We start from the raw sequence: 19,556 nt of genomic DNA, 5'->3' as shown, positions 1-19,556 counted from the left end.
CCGCAACGCCGCAGACCGCCCGAGAAGGCGCTTGCCCTCCGGGTTGGGGTGAAATCGGGCGATTGAGCCACCCAGGCCCTTGCATGGGCATTAGCCCATGCGGCGTTCCTGGTCGGCCCACTCATCCCGATTGCACCCCAACGCGGCCCCGTTTAGGCCGTGAACAGGTTCTAAGGCACCAGGTGGCTGATGCCGCCGTTGCCGGCCGAGCCGTAGTTGACCTGGCCGGGCCTGGCCTTGGTGTAGGCGATGAATTCCTGGAGGTTGTTGACCGGCAGCTTGGGGTTGACCAGCAGGGCCAGCGGCTGCATGGCGGTGCGCGCGATCGGCGTGAAGTCTTTGAGCGTGTTGTAAGGCAGCTTGCTGTACAGCGCGGGGTTGATCACCATCACGCCGGTGTTGGCCAGCATCAGGGTGTAGCCGTCGGGCGGGGCCTTCATGACATCCTGCGCACCCACGGTTCCGCCGGCGCCCGACTTGTAGTCGATCACGATGGGCTGGCCCAGCACCGCTTGCAGGCGCTCGGTCAGCAGGCGTGCATGCTGGTCCAACGGGCCGCCGGCCGGAAAGCCGATAACGACGCGTATGGGCTTGTCGGGAAATGCCGCCATGGCGGTGGGGCAAGCCAGTGCGGCGACGGCCAGCAGTGTGAGCGCTTTGCGGGGCAAGGCGAGAATGCGATTCATGAGGTCTCCTGTTGTGCTTGTTTCCGCGTGTAAGCGACGCCCAGGCCGCGCGGTGCCGTTTGATCATAGTGAGCAGCGGTCGCTCAAGTGACAGTGTTTTATCGGGAGCTTCCCGGATGTGGGCGCCGCGGACTCGGGGTAGGCTGAAGCCCCCAAGTCAGCACTTGCCTGGAGCCCTTCTTGACCCTTGAATCCGATACCGGCCAGGCCGTCCCCGCCGCGACCTCGCATACCTTGCACCACCAGGTCTGGCCCAAGCGCCTGCCGCACAGCATCACGCCGCCGGCCACCTCGCTGTGGCACAACCTCGCGGTCAGCGCACTGCGCTTTCCCGACAAACCCGCGCTGGTGTTCTTCAATCGCGTGCTCAGCTACGCCGAAGTGATGCGCCAGGCCGAACGCCTGGCCGCCACCCTGCACAGCCTGGGCGTGCGCAGCGGCGACCGCGTGCTGCTCAACATGCAGAACTGCCCGCAGTGGGTGGTCGCGCACTTTGCCATCCTGCGCGCCAACGCGGTGGTGGTGCCGGTCAATCCCATGAACCGGGCCGAGGAGCTCAAGCACTACATCACCGACCCCGATGCGAAGGTTGCCATCACCACGGCCGACCTGGCGGCCGAACTCGCCAGGGCCAATGCGCAGCTGGCGCCCGGCGAGCGGCTTTCGCACATGGTGGTCACCCATTACAGCGACGCCTTCGACCTGGCCGGGGAAGGCGAGGGCGACGCGGCCATGCCGCCGGCCTGGCGCGAATGGCTGGGCACGCGCCATGCGCTGCCGGCGCTTGAAGGCGGCGGCGTGATCGACTGGGCCGACGCAACGTCGGGCAAGGCGCTGGAGGCCGGCGAGCTGCCGCCGCACACCGCCACGCCGCGGGACCTGGCTGTGCTGCCCTATACCAGCGGCACCACCGGCCTGCCCAAGGGCTGCATGCACACCCACGCCAGCATCATGCACAACGCGGTGGCCAGCTGTCTGTGGGGCGGCAGTACCTTCGAGAATGTGACGCTGTCGGTGGTGCCCATGTTCCATATCACCGGCATGGTGTCGGTAATGCATGCGTCCATTTACGGCAGCGCGACCATGGTCATCATGCCGCGCTGGGACCGCGAGCTGGCCGGACGGCTGATCTCGCGCTGGCGCGTGACGCACTGGACCAACATCCCCACCATGGTGATAGACCTGCTGGCCAGCCCCAACTTCGCCGCCTTCGACCTGACCAGCCTCGTCTACATAGGCGGCGGCGGCGCGGCCATGCCGCAGGCCGTGGCGCAGCGCCTGTGGGAGCAGTACGGCCTGCGCTTTGCCGAAGGCTACGGCCTCACGGAAACCGCCGCGCCTTCGCACAGCAACCCCTATGACGCCACCAAACAGCAATGCCTGGGCGTGCCCTTCATGAGCTGCGACGCGCGCGTGATAGACCCGCTCACGCTCAAGGAAGTGCCCCAGGGCGAGCAGGGTGAAATCATCATGAGCGGGCCGCAGGTGTTCCAGGGTTACTGGAAGCGCCCGGATGCAACGGAGCAGGCTTTTATCGAACTCGACGGCAAGCGCTTTTTCCGCTCCGGCGACCTGGGCCGCATGGACGAGCAGGGCTATTTCTTCATCACCGACCGCCTCAAGCGCATGATCAACGCCTCGGGCTTCAAGGTCTGGCCGGCCGAGGTGGAGGCCTTGATGTTCAAGCACCCGGCCATCCAGGAGGCCTGCATCATCTCGACCCGCGACGCCTACCGCGGCGAAACCGTCAAGGCCGTGGTGGTGCTGCGCCCCGCCGCCAAGGGCAATACCAGCGAGGAAGACATCATCAGCTGGTGCCGGGATAACATGGCGGCTTACAAATACCCGCGCGTGGTGCAGTTTGTCGACGCGCTGCCCAAGAGCGGCTCGGGCAAGGTCATGTGGCGCGCGCTGCAGGAAGCCGAGCAACGCGGGTCCTGAGCGTGCCGGCCGCCGCGGCCCTGTTTTCTGGAGAGCCCGTTTGAAAATCACCTCGGTCAAGCCCTTCATCCTGCATGTGCCCGTGACGGGCTCCCAGATCGCCGACAGCACACACACCATCTCGCATTGGGGCGTGGTCGGCGCGCAGATAGACACGGACAACGGTCTCACCGGTTACGGTTTCACCGGCACCCATGCCCACCTCCCCAGCGACCAGCTGATCACGCGTTGCATAGAAACCTGCCACGCGCCACTGCTGGTCGGTGAGGACGCGCTGGACACCAACCGCCTGTGGCTCAAGCTTGCGCGTAACCCGGCCCAGCAGTGGGTGGGGCGCGCCGGCATCACCACGCTGTCGCAGGCGGCCGTCGACATCGCGCTGTGGGACCTCAAGGCCAAGGCCGCGGGCGTGCCGCTGTGGAAGCTGCTGGGCGGCCAGGTGCGCGACAAGGTGCGCGCCTACAACACCGACATAGGCTGGCTCAGCATTCCCGACGAGCAACTGGTGGCCGGCGCGAAGCGCGCGGTGGACGAGGGTTTTACCGGCATCAAGGTCAAGATAGGCTCCAGCGTGGACCGCGACCTCAAACGCCTGGAAGCCGTGCGCCGCGCCATAGGCCCGTCCATCACGATGGCGACCGACGGCAACGGCAAATGGGATTTGCCCACCTGCCAGCGCTTTTGCCGCGCTGCCGAAGCCTTTGACCTGTACTGGATTGAAGAGCCGCTCTGGTACGACGATGTGAAAGGCCATGCGCAGCTCGCGCGCAGCACCCGCATTCCTGTCGCGCTGGGCGAGCAGCTCTATACCCACGACGCCTTCGCTGAATTTTTCCACCAGGAAGCCATCCACTGGGTGCAGCCCGACGTGACCCGCATGGGCGGCATCACCGAGGTGCTGCGCGTCTGCGACACCGCGCATTCCTTCAGGCTGCCGGTGGCGCCGCATGCGGGCGACATGAGCCAGGTGCACGTGCACCTGAACCACGCGCACCCGGCCTGTACGGTGCTGGAATACATTCCCTGGATCAAGGACTGCTTCCTCGAGCCAGCCCAGGTGGTGGACGGCCACTTCAGCCTGCCGCAGCAGCCGGGCGCCAGCACCACGCCGACGCCGGCTGCCTGGGCAAAGTTCCGCCAGGCCACGGCCTGATTGCCGGTGCCACCGCTGCCACCCACCCATGGCCAAACCCACCCCGCCTACGCTAGAGGACTTTGGCGGCAAGCCGCTGGCCGGCTGGCGGCTGCGGCTTTACACCATCATCTTCGAGGCCGACACCCGCGCGGGCCGGCTGTTCGACAAGGCGCTGATCGCCCTGATCCTGGTCAGCATTGCCGTGGTGATGGCCGACAGTGTGCAGTCCGTGCATGCCGCGCACGGGAAGCTGTTCTCAGTGGTCGAATGGATCTTCACGCTGCTGTTCACCGCCGAGTACCTCGCGCGCCTGGCCTGCGTGCGCAAGCCGCTGCAGTACGCGACCAGCTTTTTCGGCATCATCGACCTGGTCGCGGTGCTGCCGACCTATTTGGCGCTGTTCTTTCCTGAGCTGCACGCCCTCATCGACGTGCGTGTGCTGCGGCTCTTGCGCGTGTTCCGCATCTTCAAGCTCGCGGCCTATGTGGCCGAATACCAGTCCCTGGGCCGGGCGCTGGCCGCCAGCGGGCGCAAGATTTTGGTGTTCCTGTCGGCCGTGGTGATGATGGTTCTGGTCATGGGCACGGTGATGTATGTGGTCGAAGGGCCGTCCAACGGCTTTACCAGCATCCCGACCTCGGTCTACTGGGCCATCAGCACCGTCACCACCGTGGGCTTCGGCGACATCACACCCAAGACCGACCTGGGCCGGCTGATCTCGTCTTTCATGATGCTGCTGGGCTGGGGCATCCTGGCCGTGCCCACCGGCATCGTCACGGCCGAAATGGCGGCCGAGCGGCGCATGCAGCACCTGGCTTTGCCGACCACACGCAGCTGCCATGAATGCCTGACCGAAGGCCATTTGCCCGAGGCGGATTTCTGCTTTCACTGCGGCGCCAAGCTGCCGCCTTACCAGCACCAGGATGCGAAGGCCGAGGCTTCCTAGGCGGCCTGGTTTTTATTCGCCGGCCGTCAGCCGCCGCGGCGTGATTTCCACCGAGCCCAGCGCCGTGCTCATCCACACCGTGCCGTCCTGCACCGTCACCTGCAGTTGCATGCTGCGCTCGGCGAGTTTGGCCAGCGCCTGGCTCTCGGCCGCGTCGATTTGCCAGACCACCAGATTGGCGGCACGTGTGAGTTTGCTTTCGATGTTCTTCCACCAGACCGGCGTGCTGCTGGCAAAGCTGTAGACACTGACGCGCTCAGCCCGGCCCGCGGCCTTCATCAGGCGCTTGTCATCGGGCTGGCCCACGTCTATCCAGTGCAGGATCTGCTCGGTGTAGTCCTTGTGCCAGAGCGCGGCCTCGTCCACGTCCCAGAGGTCCTTGGCGAACTCCAGGTTGCCCTTTTTGTCGTCGGCCGGCACATTGAGCGCGAAGGCCAGCAGGCGGATCATCATGCGTTCGTCGGCCTCCGAGGGGTGGCGCGCAATCGTCACGCTGTGGTCGGCGTAGATATTGCGATCCATGTCGGACAGGGCCAACTGGGCTTTGTAAATGGTGGCTTTGAGTGCCATAGGGTTTGCTTCTTTATCTCGGATCTGGGCGGGTGCCAACCCTCTATTGGAACAGAGCGGCGGCCGGTAACCCTGGCCCAGCGGGATTTAAGCGGTCTGGCTATAGTCAGCCGACCATGCCGGGTGCGATGTTGCATGCCATCTGGAACATAAAAACGCGTCTTTCGCGCCAGGCCTGCGTTGCAAATCCGCGCGATACCCTTGGTATCGCTGTGGTTTGCGCCTTGCCCTGACCCAAAATCCATCGTTTTTATTTGTCCCAGCTAGCATGCAACATCGCACCAGCCTCTCCGTCCTCGACCAGTCCGTCGCCGTCACCGGCCGTACGGAAGACGCCTCCATCCGTGAAACCCTGACCCTGGCCCGCCACTGCGAGGCCTTGGGCTACCGCCGCTTCTGGGTCAGCGAGCACCACAGCCACCCGACCATCGTCGGCTCCGCGCCCGAAGTGCTGATGGCCGCGATCGCCGCGACCACCAGCCGCATACGCGTGGGCAGCGCCGGCGTCATGCTGCCGCACTATGCGGCGCTCAAGGTGGCCGAGCAGTTCCGCGTGCTCGAGGCCATCGCGCCGGGCCGCATAGACCTGGGCGTGGGCCGGGCGCCGGGCTCCGACATGCGCACGGCGCGGCTGCTCAGCAGCGACCCGCGCCAGTCGGCCGAGAATTTTCCGATCCAGGTGCGCGAGCTGCAGGCCTGGCTGGCCGGCGTCGACCTGCCCGACGGCCACCCGGGACGCGGCGTGACGGCCAAGCCCATGGGCCCGACCACGCCCGAGATGTGGATGCTGGGCAGTTCGGACTACGGCGCGCAGCTGGCGGCGCATTACGGCCTGCCTTATGCGTTCGCTTTTTTCATTACCGACGGCCAGGGCGCCGAGCAGGCGCTGGAACTCTACCGCTCTACCTACCGGCCCAGCCCGCGCCACCCCGCGCCGCAGGCCGTGCTCTGCGTCTGGGCGCTGGCAGCCGACACCGAAGCTGAGGCCTGGCACCACTTCTCAGGCCGGGAGCGCTGGAAGATGGACCGCAACCGCGGCGCGCTCGCGGCCCTGCCGTCGCCTGAAGAGGCGGCGCAGCGACCCTACACGCCGGCCGAACAGCTGGAGGCCGACAAACTCAGGGCCCATGCATTTGTCGGCAGCGGCCCGCAGGTCGCCGCCAAACTGCGGGCCCTGGCTAATACACTGGAGGTTGAGGAATTGGTGGTGATCACCTGGGCCCATGACCCGGCCGCCCGCCGCCGCTCCTACGAACTGCTGGCCCGCGAGTTTTTCTAAAAACGCAGGCCGTGAACAAGAAATGATCGAGACAAGGAAACAAGCCCCCATGACGACACCCTCCGCAAGCCTGCTTTTCAGCGCCACCATCGCCGGCAGCCTGCCCAAACCGGCCTGGCTCTCCGAAACCAAAAAACTCTGGCCGCAGTGGAAGGCCGAGGGCGAGGAGCTCAAGCAGGCCAAGGCCGATGCCACGCTGCTGTGGATCAAGGCGCAGGAAGACGCGGGCCTGGACGTGATAGGCGACGGCGAGCAGTCGCGCCAGCATTTTGTGCACGGCTTTCTCGAGCAGGTCGAAGGCATTGATTTCGAGCACAAGGTCAAGATGGGCATACGCGACAACCGTTACGACGCCATGGTGCCGCAGGTGGTGGCCGCGCTCCGGCTCAAGGGCCGCGTGCACGCGGCCGAAGCGCGGCTGCTGCGCGCCCACACCGGAAAGAAGATAAAGTTCACCTTGCCCGGGCCCATGACGATTGTCGACACCGTGGCCGACCGGTTTTACGGCGACAAGGTCAAGATGGCCATGGCTTTTGCCGAACTGCTGAACCAGGAAGCGCTGGCCCTGCAGGCCGACGGCGTGGATATCATCCAGTTCGACGAGCCGGCCTTCAACGTCTATATGAAGGACGCCGCCGACTGGGGCGTGAAAGCGCTGGAAGCCGCGGCCCGGGGCCTGACCTGCACGACGGCCGTGCACATCTGCTACGGCTATGGCATCAAGGCCAACACCGACTGGAAGGCCTCGCTGGGCGAGGAATGGCGGCAGTACGAAGCCGTGTTCCCGGCGCTGGCCAAAAGCAGCATCCAGCAGGTGAGCCTGGAGTGCTACCACTCCCATGTGCCGCCGCACCTGATGGCGCTGCTCGAAGGCAAGGACGTGATGGTCGGCGTGATCGACGTGGCCAGCGATGAGATCGAAACACCCGAACAGGTGGCCGACACCATAGGCAAGGCGCTGCAGTATGTGCCCAAGAACCGCCTGCTGCCCTGCACCAACTGCGGCCTGGCGCCCATGGACCGCGAAGTGGCGCTTAAAAAACTGCAGGCCCTGGCCCAAGGTGCGGCGCTGGCGCGCGAGCGCTACAAGTAAGCGGCAGCTTCAGGCCGTCCGGGTTCTGGACTGATGAGACGCTGGTGGTGTACGCTGGCGGCATGAGCCAAGACCCCACGCTGCCCCACCACCCGCACGACCACGACCATTCCCACGGCCCCGGGCACACCCATCCCCACGCCCAGGGCCAGGCCGACCCGCCGTGGAAACATGACGGCGTGCGCGTGATCGCGGGCAACCAGCTCGACGGCAACACCGCGCAGACACCTGGCATGGACAGGCGCGCCGCCATCAACTTCGCCCGCGTGGGCGCGCAAAAGCTGTGGGCCGGCACCGTCACCATCCACGCCGACGCCAAGACCGGCGCCCACCACCACGGCCACCTGGAGAGCGTGATCTACGTGATACGCGGAAAGGCCCGCATGCGCTGGGGTGAACGCCTGGAATTCACCGCCGAGGCGGGCCCGGGCGACTTTATTTACGTACCGCCCTATGTGCCGCACCAGGAAATCAACGCCAGCCCGACCGAGGTGCTGGAATGCGTGCTGTGCCGCAGCGACGGCGAGGCGGTGGCCGTCAACCTGGAGATCGAGCCCGTCGAGAAGCCCGACACCGTGCTCTGGGTGGACCCGACCCACCCCGGTGGAGCCGTGTAAAGCGCCGGTGAAGGTTCCGTGAGGGCCGCATAAAGGCGGCCAGATGTGCGCATAAACGCACACTTTCAAGGGGATGCGGAAAGTTTTCCTTACGAATGTCACTTCGTCCTACAGGATGTATCAAGCGGCGTGGTTACAACTGGGACTCACACAGAAGGAGTCCATCATGGATACCAATAACCAAGTCACCAATGCCCCAGCTGCCCAGCCGGGGTTTTCCCAGCGCATGCAGCACAGCAAGGCGCTTGTCGCCATCGTTGCCGTGCTCGGCGTGACCGTCATGGCACTGGCCGCCGCGCTGGTCGTCAACCGCTCCGATGCCTACCCGAACGGCTCGGCCGCCGCGCCTGTGAATGAGCCCGCGAAAGTCGCCAAACTGGCGGCGGACACTCCCAAACCGCAAGCGGCCAAGCCGCATACCACGCCGACCGTGGTGGCCCAGGCTTCGCCGCGCGCCAATGCCTGCGCCACCTGCGGCACGGTGGAAGCCGTGACGCCGGTGCAACGCCAGGGCAAGGTCAACGGCGTTGACGTCGGCAACACCACCATAGGCCTGGGCACCGTCGCCGGCGGCGTGGTCGGCGGCCTGCTGGGCAACCAGGTGGGTGGCGGCAACGGCAAGACGGCCATGACCGTGCTGGGCGTGGCCGGCGGCGCTTTTGCCGGCAACCAGATCGAAAAGAACATGAAGAAGGTCACCGTGTATGAAGTGCGCGTGCGCATGGATGACGGCTCGGTGCGCAATATGGAGCTGTCCAGCGCGGTGGCTGTGGGCGCCAAGGTGATTGTTGAAGGCAAGAACCTTCGCCTCGCCGCCTAGAAGTTAACCGCCTGTAATGCGCCGTCCCCTGAGGGCAGCGCCTGCGGCCCGGCAAAGCCGGGCCCGCTTCCCCTGCTTGATGAAGAGCGTCGTCGCGCACGAACTGCTCCTGAAATGAAAGAAGACACCCCATGAAAGCACTCAAACCACTCCTGATGGCCGGCTTTGCCCTGGCTGCGGCCTTGTCGGCCGGCGCGGCCATGGCCGCCGGCCCCTACGCGACCGCCACGGTCGAAGGCGCGTTGTCGCCCGGCGTTTACGGCCGCATTGAAATCGGCAATGCGCCGCCGCCGCCCGTGATTTACACGCAGCCCGTCATCATCCAGCGCCCGGCGGTGGTGGTGCAGCAGCCGCCCCTGTACCTGCATGTGCCTCCCGGCCATGCGAAGAAGTGGTCCAAGCACTGCGCAAAGTACAACGCCTGCGGCCAGCCGGTGTATTTTGTGAGAGTCCAGGGCGATGAGGACTATGAACGCGGCAAGCACAAGAAGCACAAGCACAAAGGCGGGGACGACGATGACCAGGGCCGTGGCGGGAAGCACGGCAAAGGCCACGACTGAGGGCCGGGTCTTCCCCGGCCTTCGCTGAAAAAGCCGGTGCCCGCCACCGGCTTTTTTCTGCGCGCCGGGCGGGCATAAACCCCGGGGTTCGCGGGCCTGCGGCGGGGAGCGTAGCATTGGGGCCCTGTTGACCCCGACCCGCATCCGCAGAAAGACATTCCCATGAAAGCCATCTGGAACGGCGCAGTGATTGCGCAAAGCGACGACACCGTGGTGGTGGAAGGCAACCACTACTTCCCCGAGAGCTCGCTCAACCGCGACTACATCACCTTCAGCAACCACCACACCATGTGCTCCTGGAAAGGGCAGGCCAGCTACTACTCGCTGCTGGTCAACGGCGAGATGAACACCGACGCCGCCTGGTATTACCCCGATCCCAAACCCGAGGCCGACAACATCAAGGGCCACGTCGCCTTCTGGAAGGGCGTCAAGATCGAGCCTTGAGAACCTGTTCTTAGGCGCAGCCACAGCCGGGATGCCGGTGATTCATGGAGGAGAGCGGGTTTACCCTTTGTTCTCCGCCATTTGCCTGGAACGTTCCAAATGTAGTATGTATACTTATTAAAAGCGACCTCTTGGCCGTTGCTGATAAGGAGACTCCATGACGCTTTCCGCTCCCGATCCCGCGCTCGTCGAAAAACTTGTGGTCGCCAACCGCATCCTCTACGGCCAGGGCGTGGTGGACGGTTTCGGCCACGTGAGTGTGCGCCACGACAAGTCGCCGGAGCACTTCCTGCTGTCATGCAACCGCGCGCCCGGCCTGGTCAAAAAAGCCGACATCCTGGTGTATGACCTCAACGGCGACCTGGTGGTCCCGTCCACGCTGCGCTCCTACCTCGAGCGTTTCATCCATGGCGAGATCTACCGCGCGCGGCCCGACGTCATGGCGGTGGTGCACAGCCATTCGCCCAGCGTGATTCCCTTCGGCGTGACCGGCCAGCGCCTGCGTCCCATCTTCCACATGAGCGGTTTCCTGGGCAGCGGCTCGTCGCTGTATGAAATCCGCGAGTCCAACGGCAACACCGACCTGCTGATCCGCGACATGGGCCTGGGCAAGGACCTGGCCAGGGCGCTGGGCCAGCATAGCTGCGTGCTGATGCGCGGCCACGGCTCCACCGTGGTGGCCCCCTCGCTGGAGCGCGCGGTCTACCGCGCCGTCTACGCCGAGGAAAACGCCAAGCTGCAGCTCAGCGCCAGCGCACTGGGCCCGATTGAATTCCTGACGCCCGAGGAAGCCGACAAGGCCATGAACACCAACGAGGGCCAGGTCATGCGGCCCTGGGAGCTGTGGAGCCGGGCTGTCGGGGCCGTCGAGTAATCCCTTCATCACCGCAACACCACCCGTCAATGAAAAGGCACACCATGAAATTCCCCCGACTGCTGGCGCTGGCCGCCCTGATGTCCCTGAGCTGCCTGGGCGCCGGCCAGGCCCTGGCGCAGGACTACCCGTCGCGCGCCGTGCGCGTCATCGTGCCCTACGGCACGGGCGGCGGCTCCGACATCCTGGCGCGGCAGATAGGCGCGCGCCTGCAGGCCATGTGGGGGCAGGGCGTCGCGGTGGACAACCGCGCGGGCGCCTCCGGCAACATAGGCACCGAGGCCGTGGTGCACGCGCAGCCTGACGGCTACACGCTGCTGCTGCAGAACAGCACCATGGTGGTCAACCCGGCCGTCAACGGCAAGCTCAACTACGATCCCGAAAAAGACCTGACGCCCATCATGCTGCTGGGCCTCACGCCGATCGCGCTGGTCTCGCACCAGGGCACCAACATCACCAACCTCAAGGAACTGGTCGCCTATTCCAAGGCCAACCCGACGGGGCTGAGCTATGGCTCCTGCGGCGTCGGAACGCCCCAGCATTTTGTGATGGAGCTGGTCAAGCAGAAGTCCGGTGTCGCCGCCACCAACGTGGGCTACAAGGGCTGCGCCCCGGCCCTGACCGACGTGGTGGGCGGCCAGGTGCAACTGGCCATCCTGAGCGCCAACCTCGCCGCGCCGCACCTCAAGACCGGCAAGCTCAACGCCATCGGCGTGTCGACCGCCACACGCTACCAACTAATGCCGCAGGTGCCGACCTTTGAAGAGCAAGGCCTCAAGCCGCTGGATTTTTCCATCTGGTATGCGCTCATGGGCCCGGCCAGGATGAAACCCGAAGTGGTTGCCAAGATTTACGCCGACGTGCAGAAGGTGCTGGCCGACCCCGCCGTGAAAGAAAACCTCTCGGGCGCCGGTGTCGAGCCGCTCTCGGGCAACGGCGCGGCGCTGTCCAGGCTCATCAAAGCCGACCTCGCGCGTTACGCGCAGCTGGCCAAGTCGGCCAATATCAAGGCCGAGTAAGCCGGGGACGCCGGTTTTCGGCGCCTTGTCTGACGGCGCCCGCGGGTGCCCTGACCTATAAATGATGCAAGGCCGGCCTTTCAAGGGGCCTGCCGGACCGGCATTGACCCGCCAGGGGCTGCGGCCTGAGAATCTTTCCAGCATCAAGGAGATTCCATCATGTACAAACACATTCTGGTCCCGGTGGACGGCTCGGCCACCTCGCAAAAAGCCATAGGCAACGCGCTGGCGATCGCGCAGGCCTTCAAGGCCGAGGTGACCATCATCTACGTCATAGACCCCTACGCTTTCACCGGGGTGGGTACCGATTTCGCCTACGGCCAGGCCGAATACCTGGGCGCGGCCACGGCCGAGGCCAACGAGGCCATCAAGACCGCCAAGCAGGCTTTCGAGGGCGTGGGCATCGCCGCCACCGGCTCGGTCGTTGAAGGCCATGCCATCTACCGCGGCATCCTGGATACCGCCGAGTCGGTCAACGCCGACCTCATCATCATGGGTTCGCACGGCCGGCGCGGCCTTGAAAAGCTGGTGCTGGGCAGCGTCACGGCCCAGGTGCTGTCGCATGCCCACTTGCCGGTGCTGGTGGTTAGGGACTAAGCTGTCCCTTCCCCGAGAATCCCGCGGCAATCACCGGCCAAACAAGGAGCTTTCCCATGGACTTGCTGAATCACGACCTGGCGCACGAGTTTCCGGAATACCTGCAGAAAATGCGCAGCCTCAAGGTGTCCGACCCGCACTTTGCCAGCCTCTTTACCCAGTACGACACCGACAACCACGCCATCGCCCGCTATGAGCAGGGCGTGGGCGCCATCACCGACGAGGCGCTGGAAGACCTCAAGAAAAGGCGGCTCAAGGTCAAGGACGAGATCTACCAGATTCTCAAGAAGTCCTGAGACTGGCCCTTCGCGGGCTCCGCGCAAAGCTCTCAGGGCTTTTCATCAAACTGCCACGGAAGCCCGCTACGCTGGCGTGTTGCCGGTTTTCGGTTTTTGCGGGAGAGACCCTTGAATTCAAGCGACGAAGAGTTGATGCGGCGTATCCGCAATGACCTGCTCGACAGCCTCGACGAAGAGCTGGAGATGGAGATCGAAGACCGCACGGTGGACGAGCTGACAGGCGAGGACCGCGGCCGCAGCACCAAGGACGCGGCCAGGGACAAGGAATACCGCCGCCAGTATTTCCGCGAGCTGTTTCGCCTGCAGGCCGAGCTGGTGAAACTGCAGGACTGGGTGGTCGCCACCGGCCACAAGGTCGTGATTTTGTTTGAAGGCCGCGATGCGGCCGGCAAGGGCGGCGTCATCAAACGCATCACCCAGCGGCTCAACCCGCGCGTGTGCCGCGTGGCGGCGCTGCCGGCCCCCAATGACCGCGAACGCACGCAGTGGTACTTCCAGCGTTATGTCTCGCACCTGCCGGCGGCCGGCGAGATCGTGCTGTTCGACCGCAGCTGGTACAACCGCGCCGGCGTGGAGCGCGTCATGGGCTTTTGCACCGACGAGCAGTACGAGGAGTTTTTCCGCACCGTGCCCGAATTCGAAAAAATGCTGGGCCGCTCCGGCATACAGCTGATCAAGTACTGGTTTTCCATTTCGGACGAAGAGCAGCACCTGCGCTTCCTGGGCCGCATCCACGACCCGCTCAAGCAGTGGAAGCTCAGCCCCATGGACCTCGAGTCGCGCCGGCGCTGGGAGGAATACACCAAGGCCAAGGAAATCATGCTGGAGCGCACCCACATTCCCGAGGCCCCCTGGTGGGTGGTACAGGCTGTCGACAAGAAAAAGGCGCGCCTGAACTGCATACACCACCTGCTGCAGCAAATGCCCTACCAGGAAACCGAACACCCGGCCATTGTGTTGCCGGAGCGGGTGCGGCACGAGGACTATGTGCGCAACCCCGTTCCACAGGACATCGTTGTTCCGGAAGTTTACTAACACCCCCGTCCAGGCTCACTGCGTGTAGCCTGTTCCCCCCTTGCAGGGGGTGGCGCCTGGGGCCGGCGAAGCCGGACCCGCGGCCCCTGCTGGTGGTTCTTAGTCCCTGACGTCTGCGACCGGGTTTGCGCCGAAGTCTGGGCGTGCCAGGAAGGCAATGATGCGCGCCGCCGCGTCGTCCGGCGAAGTCAGCGATCCGCCGGTCTTCAGGCCCACAAACGAGGCCCGGTCGGGAAAAGCCTCGGCCGGGGCCGCGCGCAACTGCTCCTGCATGCCGGTGTCTATCACCCCCGGCGCCAGCGAGCAGACTTTGGCGCCCAGCGGCTTCAGGGCTTCATCCATGGCGAGGCTGCGCGTGAAGTGGTCCATGCCGGCCTTGGCGGCGCAATAGGCGGCCTGCGAGGCCATGGCGCGTCGCCCCAGCCCCGACGAAATATTCAGTACCTTGCGCGGCGCTTTCCAGTCTTCGGTGGCACGCAGGAAGGCGGCCGTGATTTGCATGGGCGCTTCCAGCCCGACACGCAGCGCGCGCGCCAGGTCATCGGCGCCTATGGCGCTCAGCGGGGCGATCTGCGGGATCACGCCCGCGTTGTTGATCAGCGTGGCGCTGGCCCAGGCCTGGTCCGCCTGCGAATCCTTGAGCCAGCTTTCGAGCTTGCCGGCCAGGGAGCCGCTGTCGGCCAGGTCATGCTCCCATTGCAGCGCCGTGGCGCCCACATGCCTGGCATGCGCGCCCAGCTCGGGCACCGAAGTGCGGGAGATGCAAAGCACCGTGTGGCCGGCGGAGAGCAACTGGCGCGCCATGGACAGGCCCATGCCGCGCGATGCGCCTGTGAGGAGGGTGAGATGTTTCATGGCCTCATGTTAGCGCTGGCCAGTTCGGGCTGCCGGCGCCGCCGCTAAAAGCCGGGAGCGCTTTCAAACGACAAGGGGAGGCCGCTGGCCGGATGCGTGAAGCGCAAGGCTGCGGCATGCAGCAGCAAGCGCGGCGCCTTGGCCTGCACTTCGGCGGGGGCGTACAGGGCATCACCCAGGATGGGGTGGCCCAGGGCTTTCAGGTGCACGCGCAGCTGGTGCGAGCGGCCGGTGACCGGTTCAAGTTCCATGCGCGTGGTGTTCGCCGCCGCGTCAAATCCCAGCACGCGCCAGCGCGTCCGGCTGGGCTTGCCGTTTTCGGCGTCAATGATGCGCAGCGGGCGATTCGGCCAGTCCACGATGATGGGCAGGTCTATCAGGCCCCAGCCGTCCTCACTGCCCGGTGAGGGCAGGCGCCCCTCCACCACGGCCACATAACGCTTGCCGACTTCGCGGCTTTCAAAGGCCTGGCTCAGCGCGCGCTGCATGGCCGAGCCGCGCGCCATCAGCATAAGGCCCGAGGTGGCCTGGTCCAGCCTGTGCACGACCAGCGCATCGGGGTAAACCGCCTGCACGCGCGCGCTCAGGCAGTCCTGCTTGCCTTCGCCGCGCCCCGGCACGGCGAGCAGGCCCGCGGGCTTGTCCAGCACCAGCAGGCTGTCGTCGGCATGCAGCAGGACCAGGCCGGCGGCGGCTGCGCCATTACCTGCAAGGTCATTGTTTGGCGGCGCGCCGGCCTTCATGATTCAGCCATCAACAAAGTTTTTAACCAAGGAGAGAAAGCATGACTGACGCAGGTGCCATTGCCATTGCATGTGGATTGATCATAGGCCTGGGTGCCATAGGCGCTTGCCTGGGCATAGGCGCGATGGGTGGGCGCTTCCTGGAGGGCGCCGTGCGCCAGCCCGAGATGATGGAGCCGCTGCAGGTCAAGATGTTTTTGCTGGCCGGCCTGATAGACGCCAACTTCCTGATCGGAGTGGGTATTGCCATGATGCTGCTCTTCGCCAACCCGCTTTGAGCTACTCATGAAGCCCTCCTGGCGTTGTTGCGTCGCCTTGCCGTGCCGGTGCACTGTCTGCGGCGACGCGCCTAGCCAGGACCGCTTCGCTGGGTTTTCTGAGTAGCTCTTTGAGCAGCTCCGTGAAGCGGGGTCAGCCCTTGGGCTTGGGTGGCGGAAAGTTATGAACCGTGGGGCCGCTGCGTTTGGCTTTCCGCAGCATGAAGAGGTAAAGGCTTTCGACCTTCTCGCGCGCCCAGGGCGTCTTGCGCAGGAACTTGAGGCTGGAAGCCACGCTGGGATCGCTGGTGAAGCAGCGTATGTTGATGCGTCGCCCCAGCTCTTCCCAGCCATAGTGGCCTGACAGCGCGGTGACCATGGCCTCCAGCGTCACGCCATGCAGCGGATTGCCCGGCTGCTGGGTAGCCGCCGGGGCCTTTGCAGGCAGGTCGCCGGTGCCGGCTGCCACGGCTTATTTGTCCTTGATCTTGCCGCGCGGGATCACCTGCGTGACGATGGTCGGGCGCACCGCGTCGGGCGAGACCGGCTTGGGCGGCGAGCTGTCCTTCTTGGGCTTTTTGACCATCTTGTTGTTGTTTTGCTGTCCTTTTGCCATGGTTTTCTCCGTCAGGTTGATAAGAGGGGATGCTGTGATTATCAATGCAACTTGATGCGCGGGCGGTGGGTGCGGTCCAGCATTTCAGACAGCGTGATCAAGGCCGTTTTCTTGAAGCCGCCCAGGGCCAGCTGGTGCTGCTTGTGCAGGCCCCAGTACATGAACTTGGCCAGCTGGCCTTCGATAAAAAAGCTGCCCTTGGTCAGGCTGCCCATCAGGCTGCCGACCGAGGAATACTCGGACAGCGAGACCAGCGAACCCTGGTCCTTGAACACAAAGGGCGCGACCGGCTTGCCGGCGATCAGGTCCTGCAGCGAGCGCGCCAGGTACATGGCCTGCTGGTAGGCGGCCTGCGCGCGCGGCGGCACCCAGGTGCCGTCGGGCTGCTGGCAGGCGGCGCAGTCGCCGAAGGCGTAAATGCTGGCGTCGCGCGTGGTCTGCAGATTGCCGTTGACCATCAGCTGGTTGAGCTTGCTGGTCTCCAGCGCCTGGCCGCCTTCGGGCGTGCCGCCCAGGCTGCGCAAAAAGTCCGCGGCCTTCACACCGGCGGCCCATACCGTGATGCTGGCGGGCACCACCTTGCCGCTGGCCATTTTCAGGCTGTCGGCGGTGACTTCGACCACTTTTTCATTGGTGTGCACCTCGATGGCCAGCTTGCGCAGCTCGCGCATGGCCGATTCGCTGAGGCGCTCGGGCAACTGGGCCAAGAGGCGCGGCGAGGCTTCCACCAGCACGATCTGCAGGTCTTTTTCGGGGTGGATATGGTCGAAGCCGTAATTGGCCAGCACCCGCGCCGCGGCATGCAGCTCGGCGGCCAGCTCGACGCCGGTGGCGCCGCCGCCCACAATGGCCACCGTCAGGCGGCCGCTGCCGGCTACGCGCGGCACGGTCTGGGCGCGCAGGCAGGCGTTGATCAGCCTGTCGTTAAAGCGCTTGGCGGCCTGCGGGCTGTCCAGCTTGATGGTGTGCTCGGCCGCGCCGGGCGTGCCGAAATCATTGGTCTGGCTGCCCACGGCAATCACCAGGGTGTCGTAGGCCAGCTGCTGGGCCGGCGTGATCTCGCGGCCGGCCTCGTCATGGCTGGCGGCCAGCTGCACCGTCTTGTTCTGCCGGTCCACGCCGGTGAGGCTGCCCAGGCGGAACTTGAAGTGGTTCCAGCGCGCCTGCGCCAGGTATTCGATTTCCTCGGCGTGCGTGTCGAAACTGCCGGCGGCCAGCTGGTGCAGCAGCGGTTTCCAGACATGGGTGCGGGCGGCGTCGACCAGGGTGATTTCGGCCAGGCCTTTTTTGCCCAGGCGCTTGCCCAGCTGCGTAGCCAGCGCCAGCCCTCCGGCGCCCCCTCCAACGATGACGATGCGGTGCATAAAACCTCCTGGGGTATGGTGCTTTAGTTATGCCGCCATGTTAACTGCCGGGCGGGTGCTAACTTTTATCCCCAAATCCTCCCCCAGGCCGATACCCGAGTGCGCGCGGCGTTGACACAGCGCTGTTAAGCTTCAGCCCCGCATGCCCACACACACTTTCCAGGAACTCACCCGCCAGCGCGCCTATATGCGCATGTGGTTTGCCCGGATTTTCGGCGCCATGGGTAGCCAGATGCTGATGGTGGCCGTGGGCTGGCAGATGTACGAACTGACCGGCAGCGCCTGGGACCTGGGTCTGGTGGGCCTGTACCAGTTCATGCCGGCACTGCTGCTCACGCTGGTGGCAGGGCATGTGGCGGACAGGGTGCACCGCGGCCGCATCATTGCCGGCTGCCTGGTCACTCAGGGCACGGTGGCGATGATCCTGGTGGCCGCCACGCAGGGCTGGCAAACAGGCGGCATGCATCACCCCTGGGCTTCGCGCGAATTGCTGCTCGCGGTATCGGTCCTGCTGGGTGTGGCCCGCGCCTTCCAGATGCCGGCGCAGCAGGCGCTGACCCCCATGCTGGTGCCGCCCGCCATGCTGCCGCGCGCCATGGCCTTTAGCTCGGCCGGCATGCAGGCCGCAGTGATCGGCGGGCCGGCATTGGGTGGCGTGATTTTTGTGGCCGGCGCCACGGCGGTGTATGCCACCTGCGCCTGCCTGTTCGCCACCGGTTGCGGCTTGATTGCCGTGCTGCGCTACGACCACGCGCCGCCGCCGCGCGAGCCCGTGACCTTGCGCACGCTGCTGGCCGGCGTGGAGTTCGTCTGGCAGCGCAAGGCCCTGCTGGGCGCCGTCTCGCTGGACCTGTTTGCCGTGCTGCTGGGCGGCGCCACCGCGCTGCTGCCCATGTTCGCCAAGGACATCCTGCACGTCGGCCCCTGGGGCCTGGGCCTGCTGCGCGGCGCGCCCGCCGCGGGCGCTTTGCTGATGTCGGCACTGCTCACGCGCTGGCCGCTGGAGCGCCGCGTCGGGCCGACCATGCTGTCGGCGGTGGCGGTTTACGGCCTGTGCATGGTGGTGTTCGGCCTGTCGACCAGCTTTGTGCTGTCGCTGCTGGTGCTGGCTGTCTCGGGCGGAGCCGACATGGTCAGCGTGGTGGTGCGCCAGACCCTGGTGCAGATCGAAACCCCCAACGAAATGCGCGGCCGCGTCAGTGCCGTGAATTCGGTGTTCATAGGCGCGTCCAACCAGCTGGGCGAGTTTGAGTCCGGCGCCACGGCGGCACTGCTGGGGCCTGTGGGCTCGGTGGTGGCCGGCGGCGTGGGCACGCTGCTGGTGGCGGCAGCCTGGTTCAGGATGTTTCCTTCCTTGTCCCGCCGCGACAAGATGGTCACGCCGGCGCCCGATTCTTGAGGCCCTCAGGCCGTGCGGCGACCGCCCGCAAACAAACGGTGGCAGCCCCATACCACTACCGCACCCGCAGGGCCGATCACAAGAAGGTTCCAGATCGGCATGAACAGAAGCCCCAAAGCCGCGGTTGACCCTTTTGGTGCCACGAAGACAGAGTAGTGCATATAGAGGTCGGCAAGCAGCGATGCGATGGCCCAGCCGAGGGCGAGCAGGCTGGCGCGGCGCGCGCGCGTGAGAGCCACCGCCACCCCGTAGGGAAGGCAGGACAGCAGCACCAGGCCGAGGAGAAACCAGCTCAATCCGCCATCGGCCCGAAAGACGGCAGTGTACAAGTGCAGCAGCACGCCTGCCGCACTCAGGGTGAGTGTCAGTTTTTCGGGTGTGGAAGCTGCAGCAGTCATATGGCACTC

General features: G+C 65.4%; 23 protein-coding genes and 1 pseudogene. 16 read left to right on the top strand and 8 right to left on the bottom strand.

The genetic code is table 11. The annotated features are described in order from the left end of the window. Nucleotides 1-173: 173 nt before the first annotated feature. A pseudogene (locus AC1DUN_RS09335) lies at nt 174-686 on the bottom strand (Bug family tripartite tricarboxylate transporter substrate binding protein); the annotation flags it as partial. 180 nt (nt 687-866) lie between these two features. On the opposite strand from AC1DUN_RS09335, the gene AC1DUN_RS09330 reads away from it, so the two are divergent. From AC1DUN_RS09330 to AC1DUN_RS09320, 3 genes are read left to right on the top strand one after another with little or no spacing between them, the layout of a single operon-like run. Beyond that, nucleotides 867-2,627 carry a long-chain fatty acid--CoA ligase gene (locus tag AC1DUN_RS09330; protein ID WP_477713713.1) on the top strand — a complete coding sequence of 587 codons (1,761 nt, stop codon included), beginning with the start codon at nt 867-869 and terminating at the stop codon, nt 2,625-2,627. 40 nt (nt 2,628-2,667) lie between these two features. Then, on the top strand, nt 2,668-3,780 hold the full coding sequence (locus AC1DUN_RS09325) for a mandelate racemase/muconate lactonizing enzyme family protein (RefSeq protein ID WP_477713712.1): 1,113 nt from the start codon (nt 2,668-2,670) through the stop codon (nt 3,778-3,780). A gap of 28 nt (nt 3,781-3,808) precedes the next feature. Next, nucleotides 3,809-4,708, top strand: a complete 900-nt coding sequence (locus AC1DUN_RS09320; RefSeq protein ID WP_477713711.1) for an ion transporter — start codon at nt 3,809-3,811, stop codon at nt 4,706-4,708. A 12-nt stretch (nt 4,709-4,720) separates the two neighbouring features. Here AC1DUN_RS09320 and AC1DUN_RS09315 read toward each other — a convergent pair whose 3' ends face one another. Further along, a complete protein-coding gene (locus AC1DUN_RS09315; protein ID WP_477713710.1) occupies nt 4,721-5,278 on the bottom strand; it encodes a YaeQ family protein in 558 nt (185 codons plus the stop codon). 268 nt (nt 5,279-5,546) lie between these two features. Between AC1DUN_RS09315 and AC1DUN_RS09310 the strand changes: the two genes are divergently transcribed. From AC1DUN_RS09310 to ppk2, 11 genes are all read left to right on the top strand, one after another. Beyond that, nucleotides 5,547-6,557, top strand: coding sequence for an LLM class flavin-dependent oxidoreductase (locus AC1DUN_RS09310; protein WP_477713709.1), 1,011 nt, complete (start codon nt 5,547-5,549; stop codon nt 6,555-6,557). Between the two features lie 49 nt (nt 6,558-6,606). Then, entirely contained in the window at nt 6,607-7,650 is a 1,044-nt protein-coding gene (locus AC1DUN_RS09305; RefSeq protein ID WP_477713708.1) for a methionine synthase, read from the top strand. 62 nt (nt 7,651-7,712) lie between these two features. Continuing rightward, a complete protein-coding gene (locus AC1DUN_RS09300) occupies nt 7,713-8,267 on the top strand; it encodes a cupin domain-containing protein (protein WP_413326142.1) in 555 nt (184 codons plus the stop codon). A 166-nt stretch (nt 8,268-8,433) separates the two neighbouring features. Continuing rightward, nucleotides 8,434-9,087, top strand: coding sequence for a glycine zipper 2TM domain-containing protein (locus tag AC1DUN_RS09295; RefSeq protein WP_477713707.1), 654 nt, complete (start codon nt 8,434-8,436; stop codon nt 9,085-9,087). A gap of 131 nt (nt 9,088-9,218) precedes the next feature. Next, entirely contained in the window at nt 9,219-9,647 is a 429-nt protein-coding gene (locus tag AC1DUN_RS09290) for a hypothetical protein (RefSeq protein ID WP_477713706.1), read from the top strand. Between the two features lie 162 nt (nt 9,648-9,809). Beyond that, nucleotides 9,810-10,091: a DUF427 domain-containing protein gene (locus AC1DUN_RS09285; protein WP_477661792.1), complete on the top strand. Its 282-nt coding sequence runs from the start codon at nt 9,810-9,812 to the stop codon at nt 10,089-10,091. Between the two features lie 157 nt (nt 10,092-10,248). Further along, nucleotides 10,249-10,965 carry a class II aldolase/adducin family protein gene (locus AC1DUN_RS09280; RefSeq protein WP_477713705.1) on the top strand — a complete coding sequence of 239 codons (717 nt, stop codon included), beginning with the start codon at nt 10,249-10,251 and terminating at the stop codon, nt 10,963-10,965. Nucleotides 10,966-11,009: 44 nt separating this feature from the next. Then, a complete protein-coding gene (locus AC1DUN_RS09275) occupies nt 11,010-11,984 on the top strand; it encodes a Bug family tripartite tricarboxylate transporter substrate binding protein (protein WP_477713704.1) in 975 nt (324 codons plus the stop codon). A gap of 159 nt (nt 11,985-12,143) precedes the next feature. Continuing rightward, nucleotides 12,144-12,581, top strand: coding sequence for a universal stress protein (locus AC1DUN_RS09270; protein ID WP_477713703.1), 438 nt, complete (start codon nt 12,144-12,146; stop codon nt 12,579-12,581). 56 nt (nt 12,582-12,637) lie between these two features. Further along, entirely contained in the window at nt 12,638-12,877 is a 240-nt protein-coding gene (locus AC1DUN_RS09265; protein WP_074577371.1) for an HP1242/YdcH family protein, read from the top strand. A 135-nt stretch (nt 12,878-13,012) separates the two neighbouring features. After that, a complete protein-coding gene (gene ppk2, locus AC1DUN_RS09260; protein WP_477713729.1) occupies nt 13,013-13,915 on the top strand; it encodes a polyphosphate kinase 2 in 903 nt (300 codons plus the stop codon). Between the two features lie 99 nt (nt 13,916-14,014). On the opposite strand, the gene AC1DUN_RS09255 is transcribed toward ppk2, so the two are convergent. Both AC1DUN_RS09255 and AC1DUN_RS09250 read right to left on the bottom strand, forming a co-directional pair. Continuing rightward, complete coding sequence (locus AC1DUN_RS09255) at nt 14,015-14,770, bottom strand: SDR family NAD(P)-dependent oxidoreductase (RefSeq protein ID WP_477713702.1); 756 nt, start codon at nt 14,768-14,770, stop codon at nt 14,015-14,017. A 44-nt stretch (nt 14,771-14,814) separates the two neighbouring features. Further along, nucleotides 14,815-15,513, bottom strand: a complete 699-nt coding sequence (locus AC1DUN_RS09250) for an RluA family pseudouridine synthase (protein WP_477713701.1) — start codon at nt 15,511-15,513, stop codon at nt 14,815-14,817. A 41-nt stretch (nt 15,514-15,554) separates the two neighbouring features. Between AC1DUN_RS09250 and atpE the strand changes: the two genes are divergently transcribed. Further along, nucleotides 15,555-15,791: a F0F1 ATP synthase subunit C gene (gene atpE, locus AC1DUN_RS09245; protein ID WP_007868318.1), complete on the top strand. Its 237-nt coding sequence runs from the start codon at nt 15,555-15,557 to the stop codon at nt 15,789-15,791. A gap of 133 nt (nt 15,792-15,924) precedes the next feature. On the opposite strand, the gene AC1DUN_RS09240 is transcribed toward atpE, so the two are convergent. The 3 genes from AC1DUN_RS09240 to AC1DUN_RS09230 are packed head-to-tail and all read right to left on the bottom strand — an operon-like array spanning nt 15,925 to nt 17,750. Next, nucleotides 15,925-16,239 (bottom strand): VF530 family protein, encoded by a 315-nt coding sequence (locus AC1DUN_RS09240; RefSeq protein WP_477713700.1) that lies wholly within the window; start codon nt 16,237-16,239, stop codon nt 15,925-15,927. Nucleotides 16,240-16,242: 3 nt separating this feature from the next. Beyond that, nucleotides 16,243-16,386 carry a hypothetical protein gene (locus tag AC1DUN_RS09235; protein ID WP_175456107.1) on the bottom strand — a complete coding sequence of 48 codons (144 nt, stop codon included), beginning with the start codon at nt 16,384-16,386 and terminating at the stop codon, nt 16,243-16,245. 41 nt (nt 16,387-16,427) lie between these two features. Beyond that, on the bottom strand, nt 16,428-17,750 hold the full coding sequence (locus AC1DUN_RS09230; protein ID WP_477713699.1) for an NAD(P)/FAD-dependent oxidoreductase: 1,323 nt from the start codon (nt 17,748-17,750) through the stop codon (nt 16,428-16,430). Between the two features lie 142 nt (nt 17,751-17,892). Here AC1DUN_RS09230 and AC1DUN_RS09225 point away from each other — a divergent pair, with 142 nt between their 5' ends. Continuing rightward, nucleotides 17,893-19,149, top strand: a complete 1,257-nt coding sequence (locus AC1DUN_RS09225; protein ID WP_477713698.1) for an MFS transporter — start codon at nt 17,893-17,895, stop codon at nt 19,147-19,149. Between the two features lie 5 nt (nt 19,150-19,154). Here the strand turns inward: AC1DUN_RS09225 and AC1DUN_RS09220 are convergent, their stop codons facing one another. Beyond that, complete coding sequence (locus tag AC1DUN_RS09220) at nt 19,155-19,547, bottom strand: hypothetical protein (protein WP_477713697.1); 393 nt, start codon at nt 19,545-19,547, stop codon at nt 19,155-19,157. Nucleotides 19,548-19,556: the final 9 nt, after the last annotated feature.

It is taken from the genome of Polaromonas sp. P4_F6 (genome assembly GCF_056401275.1).
Note: the sequence above shows the minus strand (reverse complement) of the source record. Positions and strands in the feature narration are given on the sequence as shown.